Origin of the sequence: Prosthecobacter sp. (genome assembly GCF_049294395.1) — a bacterium.
Classification (GTDB): domain Bacteria; phylum Verrucomicrobiota; class Verrucomicrobiia; order Verrucomicrobiales; family Verrucomicrobiaceae; genus Prosthecobacter.
Genome location: NZ_JBAQCR010000368.1, coordinates 1 through 9,157, shown reverse-complemented (window position 1 = coordinate 9,157; position 9,157 = coordinate 1). Strand labels below are relative to the sequence as shown.

The 9,157-nt window shown below is 59.9% G+C and carries 7 protein-coding genes and 1 pseudogene; 2 read left to right on the top strand and 6 right to left on the bottom strand.

Annotated elements, in window-relative coordinates; all coding sequences use genetic code 11:
* From WAW39_RS24890 to WAW39_RS24865, 6 genes and pseudogenes are all read right to left on the bottom strand, one after another.
* Positions 1-341 (bottom strand): annotated as a pseudogene (locus tag WAW39_RS24890) (hypothetical protein); the annotation flags it as partial.
* 81 nt (positions 342-422) lie between these two features.
* Positions 423-902, bottom strand: a complete 480-nt coding sequence (locus WAW39_RS24885; RefSeq protein WP_422321863.1) for an ExbD/TolR family protein — start codon at positions 900-902, stop codon at positions 423-425.
* 11 nt (positions 903-913) lie between these two features.
* On the bottom strand, positions 914-1,342 hold the full coding sequence (locus WAW39_RS24880; RefSeq protein ID WP_422321862.1) for an ExbD/TolR family protein: 429 nt from the start codon (positions 1,340-1,342) through the stop codon (positions 914-916).
* A 48-nt stretch (positions 1,343-1,390) separates the two neighbouring features.
* Entirely contained in the window at positions 1,391-2,257 is an 867-nt protein-coding gene (locus WAW39_RS24875) for a MotA/TolQ/ExbB proton channel family protein (protein ID WP_422321861.1), read from the bottom strand.
* Between the two features lie 11 nt (positions 2,258-2,268).
* Positions 2,269-3,207, bottom strand: a complete 939-nt coding sequence (locus WAW39_RS24870; protein WP_422321860.1) for a tetratricopeptide repeat protein — start codon at positions 3,205-3,207, stop codon at positions 2,269-2,271.
* 28 nt (positions 3,208-3,235) lie between these two features.
* A complete protein-coding gene (locus WAW39_RS24865; protein ID WP_422321859.1) occupies positions 3,236-6,124 on the bottom strand; it encodes a tetratricopeptide repeat protein in 2,889 nt (962 codons plus the stop codon).
* Between the two features lie 334 nt (positions 6,125-6,458).
* Between WAW39_RS24865 and WAW39_RS24860 the strand changes: the two genes are divergently transcribed.
* The gene (locus WAW39_RS24860) at positions 6,459-7,238 is read left to right on the top strand and encodes an ABC transporter ATP-binding protein (protein WP_422321858.1); all 780 of its coding nucleotides are present in this window, start codon (positions 6,459-6,461) and stop codon (positions 7,236-7,238) included.
* A 219-nt stretch (positions 7,239-7,457) separates the two neighbouring features.
* Positions 7,458-9,157 (top strand): hypothetical protein (locus WAW39_RS24855; protein WP_422321857.1); only part of this gene is annotated, 1,700 nt, incomplete at its 3' end.

Below are 9,157 nucleotides of genomic sequence, written 5' to 3'. Positions count from 1 at the left end.
ATCATGGCCGGCATGGGCATCTGCGGCATGTAGCCGGGCGGATAACCGGGCATCTGCGGCGGGTAGCCCTGGGGCATGGGGTAGCCTGGGGGATAACCCGGCATCTGCGGCGGGTAACCCTGCGGCGGCGGGTAGCCTGGGGGATAGCCGGGCATCTGCGGCGGGTAGCCCTGCGGCATGGGGTAGCCGGGTGGATAGCCGGGCATCTGCGGCGGGTAGCCGTGCGGGGGCGGATAGCCTTGGGGATACCCCTGCGGCAGCGGCTGAGTGACACCCGGTGGGGGCGGGGGCTGCTGGGGATTCTGCGGATTTTCCGGGGTTCCAGGCTGCTGCGGATTCATGAAGATGACCTTTTCAGAGTACGAGGACGGAACTGCGGCCCCCTTTCTTGGGGTGCAGATATTCAAACACTGACAAAAAAATCAGAATCCTTCGTCGCCGCCGACCGTGAAGGTCACGTTGGCGACCTTCGCTACTGCGAGGGCGTTGAGCACGTCGATGACACGCTCATAGGTGGCCTGTTCCTCCGCCTGAATGGTCACGATGACCTTGGCGTTGCGGTTGTCAGCCTCCTGCTTGAGACGCTTGAGCGTGCTGATGAAGTCAGGGAGAGCCTTGTCGGGACGGTTGCTGTCGAATTCCTCTTCATTGAGGGTGACGGCACCGGATTCTTCAACGCCGACGATGATTTCATCCGGCATTTCCTGGGGAGCATCGGCGCTGGGGGGAGCCAGTCCGGGGAGCTGGCTCTTGAGCTCGCGCTCGACCTTCACGGAACCAACCATGACCATGAAGAAGAGCATGATGACGAACACGACGTCGATCATGGGTGCGATCTGGAAGCCGACAGCGAGCTGTTCAGTTTCGATTTCGCGATGCTTTTTTTTGCCGAGTTCAGACATGAGGGGAAGAATTACTCTTTGTTCAAGGCAGAGAAGGAGATGTCATCAATGCCCGCCTGGGCGATGACACTCATGACGCGCTGGATTTCGATGGCAGGGAGGCGTTTGTCGCCACGAATCACCGCACGGTACCTGGCGTTGGCCTCGTGGCGGGCGCGGAGCTTGTCCACAAGGGGGCTGACATCCTCATACGAGCTGTTTTCAAAGAGGATGATGGCCTTGCCATTGGTCCAGCGCACATTGAGGTTGGCCTCGTTCTGCACGTCTTTTTCCTTTTTCTTGGCATCTTTGGCGACAGGGAGCTGAATCTCCTTGTCGATACTCAACACCTGCGCCGAGGTGATGCTCATAAAGAAAATGAGCAACACCAAGAGCACGTCAATCATCGGAGCAATCTGAAACTCCGGTTCGCCATCACCACCGCCGCCGCCGCCGCCCATAGTGTTAGAAGGTCAAGGGTTGAGTATAAGAGATAAGAGGAGGATGAATCAGGCTGCAGTGGCAGGCTGAACGTCGCCAGCGACCCAATTTGGGATGGCGGCGTAGAATTCTTCTTCGCCGACGTGGGCGTCCTTGAGATGAGCGTAGGGCATCTTGCGGAAGAGGGCCATGACGATTTCCTGGAGATCGCTCATGCTGACCTGGAGGCGATTGCGGAGGAAGTAGAAGAACATGAAGGCAGGAACGGCGATGAAGAGGCCGGAGGCGGTAGCGATGAGCACCTCACCGATAGCGCCGGAGAGCTTGGCGGGGTCCCCTGCACCGCTGGTCTTCAGGGTGGAGAAGGCGCGCATCATCCCGGTCACGGTGCCGGTGAGACCGATCATGGGGGTGCAAACACCGATAACGGAGAGGTAGTTGATGCGGGTCTGAACGGCGGCGTTGACCTTGTTGAGCTCGCTGAAGAGGGCGGCTTCGGTGGCGTCATGCCCGTCTCCGAGGAAGCTGAGTCCGACGCGGGTGGTGTTGGTGAAGGGGGAAGGATTGCCTTTGCAGAACTGGTAGGCGCCGACGTAGTCACCGGCACGGAAGAGATCCTGAACCTGGGCGACCTGGGCTGGAGGGGCGGCCCTTTTGATGCCGGTGCGCATCCAGAGGTCAACGGTGAGCCAGACGAGAGCGATGGAGCAGACGGTGATGGGATACATGACCCAGCCACCTTCAATGAAACGATCGATCAGCGATTCACCACCTCCACCATGCTCAGCAGCGGCAGCACCTTCCGGGGGAGCGGCGTCTTCAGCATAGAGGTTGAAGGAGGTAAGGACACCCAGAGCCAGCAGGACGCAAAGGAACGCGCGGGCAGGGCCGTGGGGGATGTGGCGGGTCATGATGGTGGCAGTGTTGGTTTGCATGGGGAAATGATTCAAGCTTTGGGTTTGGAGTCGGTGGGTTTGGCGGGCTCGCCTTCCTTAGGTTTGGCTGCGTCCGACTTGCCATCGGCAGCGGCGGCGTCAGCCTCTTCCTCGGGGACATTCTTCATTCCGGCAATCGCGGCTTTCTCCTTGGTGGCGGTTTCGGCGACCGGGGAACCGGGATAGGATTCACTGATGCGGGCGAGGAAGGCGTTGGCGTCCTCATAGCGCTTCATTTTGATGAGGATCTTGGCGGCATTGAGCTCGGCCTCAGGGACGCGCTGCATCTGGGTGCCGTAGAAGACGGGGATGCGGAGGTAGGCGAGCAGGGCTTTTTCCCACTCCTTCTTGCGGGTGTGAACGTCTGCGATCAGAGCCCAGAGGGAGGCGCCAATGGCGGAGTCGTCGGTTTCCTTGAGGATGCTCTGGGCTTCCACGAGGATGCCGGCGTAGTCCGAGGAGGTCTGGCGCTCGATGTCGAGCTGAATGATGCGGAGGCGCATCTTCTGAGCGTCGGTGAGCTTGAGGGCGCGGAGAGACGGGAGGGCTTTGACGACTTCGTCGAACTTGCCGCCCTGATTGAGAGCTTCGATGTAGGCGAAGTAGATGTCGATGTACCAGTTGCCCTCGATGCCTTCGAAATGCTCGAAGAAGTCACGGCCCTTCTTGAGGACGGCGATGGCTTCATCGGTCTTGCCTTTGGCGAGGAGGTCGGCGGATTCGGTGAGTTCAGCCGGATAGGGCCACTCGAGGGAATCGATGTTCTTCTTTTCCAGGATGGTGGTGGCTTTGTTTTCACCGATCTGAACGGTGCGGACAATCTTGCCGTCCTGAATGGAGAACTCGGAGGAGAAGACGCGGTTGCCGTCCTTGAGGACGATGGCCTGGCCGAAGGCGGAACCAGCGGCGAGGACGGCGAAAGCGAGCAAAAAGCGGGCGAACGAGTGCATGAAAATCGTGGGGTGGGTTCGCGTGAAATTACAGGGTGGGGAGGAGTTTCTCAGCCTCTTTCTTTTCCGGCTGACCCTCAAGATCCTTGCGTTCGATCATCTCCTGAATCGTTTTTCTGGCCTCCTCGCTCTTGCCGAGAGCCTTGAAGGACTTGCCGCAGAGGAGGTAGGCCTTGGCCATTTCATCCTTCCATTTCTGGTGGGCGATGAAGACGCGCTGGAAGTAGGCGATGGCAGCCTCGTGCTTGCCTTGGAGAGCCTCGATCTCGCCAAGCATGCGGAGGGCATTGGCGGTGGCGTGGCCGCGCCATTCCTTGGTGTTGGAGATGGTCTCGAAGATCTTCTTGGCTTCGTCATACTTCTTGAGTTTGACGAGGGTCTTGGCCTCACCCTGCGTGGCATCCAGCACATGGGAGCTGCCGGGATAGTTGTTGAGGGCATCGCGGAAGAGTTCCAGAGCCTTGTCATTCTCGCCCTTTTCGAAGGCGATTTCAGCCAGACCGACGGGAGCGCCGTCTGAGAATTCGCTGGTCTTGAAGAAGTCTCTGAGGCGGACGTAGCAGCCATTGGCTTTCTCGAGATCGCCTTTCTTGCGGGCAGCATCACCCACGATGCTGAGGAGCATGGGGCTGAGGTCATCCGGCTTGGCGACTTCGACGATGATGGTGAGGAACTTCTCGGCCTTTTCAGGCAGCTTCATGGTCTTGGCGAGCCATGCCTTGGCAAAGAGAATGCGCATTTGAGCGGTGCCGTTCATGGCGGCCTGCGGCGGGCTGAGCAGCGTTTCGAGCTGTTTTTCGACGTCTTCAAAAGTGACCTCTGGCGCGGGAGCGGCAGCGACCACCGGAGCTTTGTCGGCGGCCTTGGCACCATCCGCAGGCGGTGTTGCCGGCGCAGAAGCTGCGGCGACGCGGCGGCGTTTTGGAGCGCTGATGGAGACGAGTTGCTGGATCAAGCCTTCCACCTGCTGATTGGCGACGATGGGGATGCGGGTTTTGATGTGTTCAGCGAGGAGCTTTTTGGCTTCCTCCACCTTGGTTTCCTTGATGAGAGCGCGGCTGATCCAGAGGATGGCCTTGAGGGCGAGGTCGTCGTTGTCCTTGTGGGTGTTGTAATAACGCTGCCACATTTCCGCCAGTTCCTTCCACTTGTTGGAGCCGACGTAGAGATCCGTCACCTGATCCATGGCGTAGGTGAGGACGTCGTCGGTCTTGGCCTTGTCCACGGCGGCGGCGAACTGAATCATCGCGTTCTCATAATCGGCGCGCTGATTGTAGATGTCTCCGAGGAGGGCGTGCACCTGACCGATGTTCTGATCGTTCGGAGCGTCTTTGACGATGCTGAGGAGTTCAGATTCCGCAGTCTTTTTGTCGCCGCCTTGGAAATCAATGAAGGCGAGGCGGTAGCGTGCATCGACGACATACTGCCCCTTGGGGTTGTCCTTGATGTAGGTCTTGAGGGCCTTGGTGACGCTCTTGGAGTCGTTCTGATAAAAGTAAGTCAGAGCGATGCGGTACTGGAGGTCGTCCTTGTAGGTGGTCTGCGGGAAGTCCTGGAGCACCTTTTCATAGGTGGTGCGGCACTCGTCGAAGCTCTGGAGTTCGAACTGGACGCTGCCGATGAGGAAGTAGAGGCGCTCTTTGTCGGCCTTGGGGAAGCTGAGGGCTTTTTTCCAGGCGGCGATGGCTTCTTTGAGCTGCTTGTTCTGGTAGGCCAGCATGCCGAACATCATGGAGACCTCGCCGACCATGTCGCTGTCCGGGAAGTTCTCGATGAAGGATTCGCAGCCTTCGCGGGCCTCCTTGATGCGTTTCAAGGAAGCATTGACCATGATGAGGCCGTACATGCACTTGTCGCGCTGGGCGAACTGCTTGAAGTCTTTGACGACGACTTCGAAGGCGAGAATGGCCTGCCAGAGGCGGGAGGGATCACCAGCGCCTGCGTCTGTGGGGGAACCCATTTCATAGTAGCAGCGACCGAGGCGGTAGTAGAGAGAGGCATCGTAATCGGTGCGCTTCTCGATTTCAGCCATGATTTCCTTGTTGGCCTTGAGCTTGGTTTCGATCTCGTCCTTGCGGACGCCCTTGGCGGTCTTGAGCTGGGCCTCCAGCTTGGCCACCTGCTCGGTCTGGATGCGGGAGATTTCGTTCTTTTTGCGGACGAGCTGGTAGGCGCCGAGAGCCTCCTTGTAGGACTTCTTTTCCATCATCTCATCGCCGAGCTTGAGATAGATGTTGTTCATCTGAGCAATGCTGTCACCACCGGAGGCGAAGTTGCGCACCTTGTCCATGAGGGCGGTGGCTTCATCGAGCTTGCCGCTGCTGACGTAAATGTTGGCCGCGAGCATGGCGGCCTGGATGGATTCCGCGCTGCGGATGCCGTCTGCCAGAACCTTGGTGAGGATATCGAGCGCCTCGTCCTTCTTGTTCTGTTTGTTGAGGGTGTCGGCAATGATGAGCCCGGCCTCGGCTTTTTTCTCCGGCGAACTGCGCACCACATCGGTCAGCTCTTTGATCCCCTGCTCTTCCTTCTTGCTGGCGATGTAGGAGCGGCCCAGAGCCATGCGGACATCGACAATGGCGGAGCCCTGCGGGAACTCCTTCACGTAGGCTTCGAGAGATTCGATGGCCTTCGGGTAGTCGTTGAGATTGTAGTAGCAGGCGCCTTCGGTGAAGAGGATGCTCTCGAAGGGCTTGTTGTTGAGGTTTTTCTTGGCGATGGCGAGCTTGGAAAGGGCCTCCTGGTATTTGGCCTCGGCAAAGAGCGCGCTGGCGGCATTGATGAGGGCCTCAGTTTCCTGCTGGATGTTCAAAGCAGCGGGGGCTGCAGGCGCGGCAGGGGCTGCAGGCGGAGGAGCCTGTGAAAACACAGGTGTGACAGCGGCCAGGGCCAGAGCGGCACAGAAAATGGGTCTCATGAGTTGCAGGGTGCGTTGCACATCAGCACAAAGTACTAAAAAACTACGGTGATGCACAAGCTGGAATTTACGCACTTCATTGGATGTGATGGCGCAATGTGGTTGGGCATCTGGGGAAACTGACATTTTTTGAGAAAGGGATTTGAGATTAGCAGGATGGTCATTTTTGTCACGGGAGAAAAATCAAAAGGACAAATTCTATCCACACAAAGAAGTGTTTGCGATGAAAGTCCTTTCAAAGATCTCGTGGCCCGGAGGCACCGCCATTGGCATTTCAAGGGAGTCGTTCAAGACGACTCGACATTCCTCGTTCGTCATTCAATTATCCAGCCACATGTCCAATCCTGTACTCGAAGTTTCTGATCTCACTTTCCGCCGCGGCCGCCCCATCCTCAAAGGCATCTCCTGGCGGGTGGATCCCGGCCAGCACTGGTGCATTCTGGGGCCGAACGGCTGCGGCAAGACCTCTCTCATCAACCTGATCACGGGGTATGACAGTGCGACGGGCGGGAGCCTGCGGATCGGCGAGAGTGTGTTTGGCGAGGATGACTGGCGCGAGGTGCGGCGGCGGGTGGGACTGGTGACGAACACGCTGGTGACGTACTTAGAGAGCGGTGAGCCGGTGATCGACGTGATCGCGAGCGGACGGGAGGCGAAGCTGAACCTGATCGACGAGCCGCCGGCGGCGGTGCTGCGTGAGGCGGCGGCGCTGCTGGCGCAGGTGGGCTGCGCTTACCTGAACGAGGCGCTGTGGGGGCCGCTGTCCCAGGGGGAGAAGCAGAAGGTGCTGATCTGCCGGGCGCTGATGGCGAAATTTGAGGTGCTGATTCTCGATGAGCCGTGCGCGGGGCTGGACCCGGTGGCGCGGGAGAAGTACCTGCAGTGGATGCAGTCGCTGGCGGTGCAGCCGCACTCCCCTTCCCTGGTGCTGGTGACGCACCATGTGGAGGAAATCCTGCCGAGCATCACCCACTGCCTGCTGCTGAGGGACGGCCAGGTGCATGCGTCCGGGCCGAAGGCGGAGGTGCTGAACAGCCGGAACTTGAGCGAGATTTATGGTGCAGGCGTGAAGCTGGGCCGGCGTGGGGAGCGTTATTCGCTGCGGCTTGCATGAGGCCAGCCCTGCCTTGGCGGTGAGTGCGCGGGGTGCGACGCTGATCCCCTGGAGCGTGGGCACAGGATGGCAGTAGGGCGGGCAGATTGGCCGGCTGGTGCTCGATTCTTCTGGCAAAGCGACGGGCAAGCGTGGTATCAAGCCGGGTGTTCCCGTCTGGGGCTTCGCTGCGGCCTATGCGGAGGGCGATCATTTTGTCATTCTCTATTAATAACAGCCATGCGCACGGTCATTCTCCTTTGCTGTGTTTTCGCCACTTCTCTGGGGGCGCAGTCTCCAAGCGGCCTGTTTACGCTGCTGCACACGAAGCCCTTTGTGGCCGAGGTGACGACCGTGAGCAGCAGTGCGAACGGCTTCAAGCTGGCGCTGCGGGCGGATGATGGCGGCACGAGCAGCTTTGAGTACAGCAGTTCGAATCCGACGCCGGAGCAGCAGTTTGTGGCGCAGCTGAAGGCGCACCAACGCTACGCCTTCCCGCAGTGCCTGATCGATTTCCTGGGGCTGGATGAGACGGTGAGGCTGATGCGCATCCTGCCGAGGACGGCGTCTTTTTTTCCCACCACGCCCAGTGTTCCGAGCGGGCTGATGGATCTGGGGCGCGAGCATCCCTTCCGGGCCACGGTGCTGGACCCGGGCCTTGGGGAAAGAAGCTGCGCGATGGTGCTGCAGGGCGCGGATTCACGGCTCTATCTTGCCAGCGGGCCGGATACCAGCGACGTGGCCAAAAAGATCGCGGAGCAGTTGAAGCGTGGGGAGACGTATGAGTTCCCCGCTGCGCTGGAGGATGTGCTGCTCTCCGAAGATCAACGCGCTGCGAAGGCGCAGCCCAAATCGCCTGAGATCGCCGTGCTGGGCCGGTACATCGGATCGTGGAACGGCACGCTGGAGAGTGATGCTGCCGCGAAGGTGCTGATGAACTGCCACTGGCTGGCGGATGGCACGGGTATCTGGAGGGAGATAAGCTTTGGCCATGAGGGCAGCGAGGAAACTCTCACGCTGGACATTGCGCGCATGCTCTATGATGCCAGCGCGAAGGCTTACGTGAGCGCCGATCCTGCGGCGGACGGTGCCGGGGCGCTGACCAGCACCTGGGATGAGGCGACGCGGACTTTCACCACCGTGCTGCCCACGCCGATGAGCGGGCAAACGCGCATCAACACGGCCACCTTTACCACGGAGGCTCGCATCGACTGGAAAACGGTGACGCAGGATGCGAGCGGAAAAGTGATTTCAACGAAGCGTGGCAGCTATGTGCGCACGGCCAAGAAGGTGCCGCCGGTGAAACTACGGACTGTTGGCGCGAAAGCCGTCCTTGCGGCGCAGCCCGCCAGCGGGAACGGCAGCTACACGGCACAGTCCAGCACGTCGGGATTGGTGGTGCCGCCGCAGAAGATGGCACCGCATGCGCTGATGGCGCCCGTAATCTACACGGACCTCTTCAAGCTGCGCAAGCTGCCGCCGTTTCGCGGGAAGGTCACGCACATTGAATTCAACGCGAACTCGTTCACGGCGACGGTGGAGCGGGTGGATCAGCGGCAGGTGAACATCCATCACACGCGTGACGAGGACTGGGAGCACGCGCTGCGTCTTGCCAAGCGGCTCAATCCTGGCACGACGTATGAGTTTCCAGCGGCGCTCGCGGAGGAGTACCAGCCGCCGGCGGAGGGCTCCGTGGCGCTGCCCACCACGGATGCCATGCGCGCGCTTTCGGCCTTCATTGGCGAATGGAGCATGCACTGGACGACGGGCCCAGGCCGGGACCGGAGTGATAAAATCACCGTGCACTACTTCTGGAGCAACGACGGCACGGGACTGTGGCGCGAGGTTCATCTGCCAGAGGGCGTCCGCACGGGCACCGGCGGCGCGACGCAGGGAAATTCAAAACCGTATGTGGAGGCCTCGCTCACGACCTATGATGC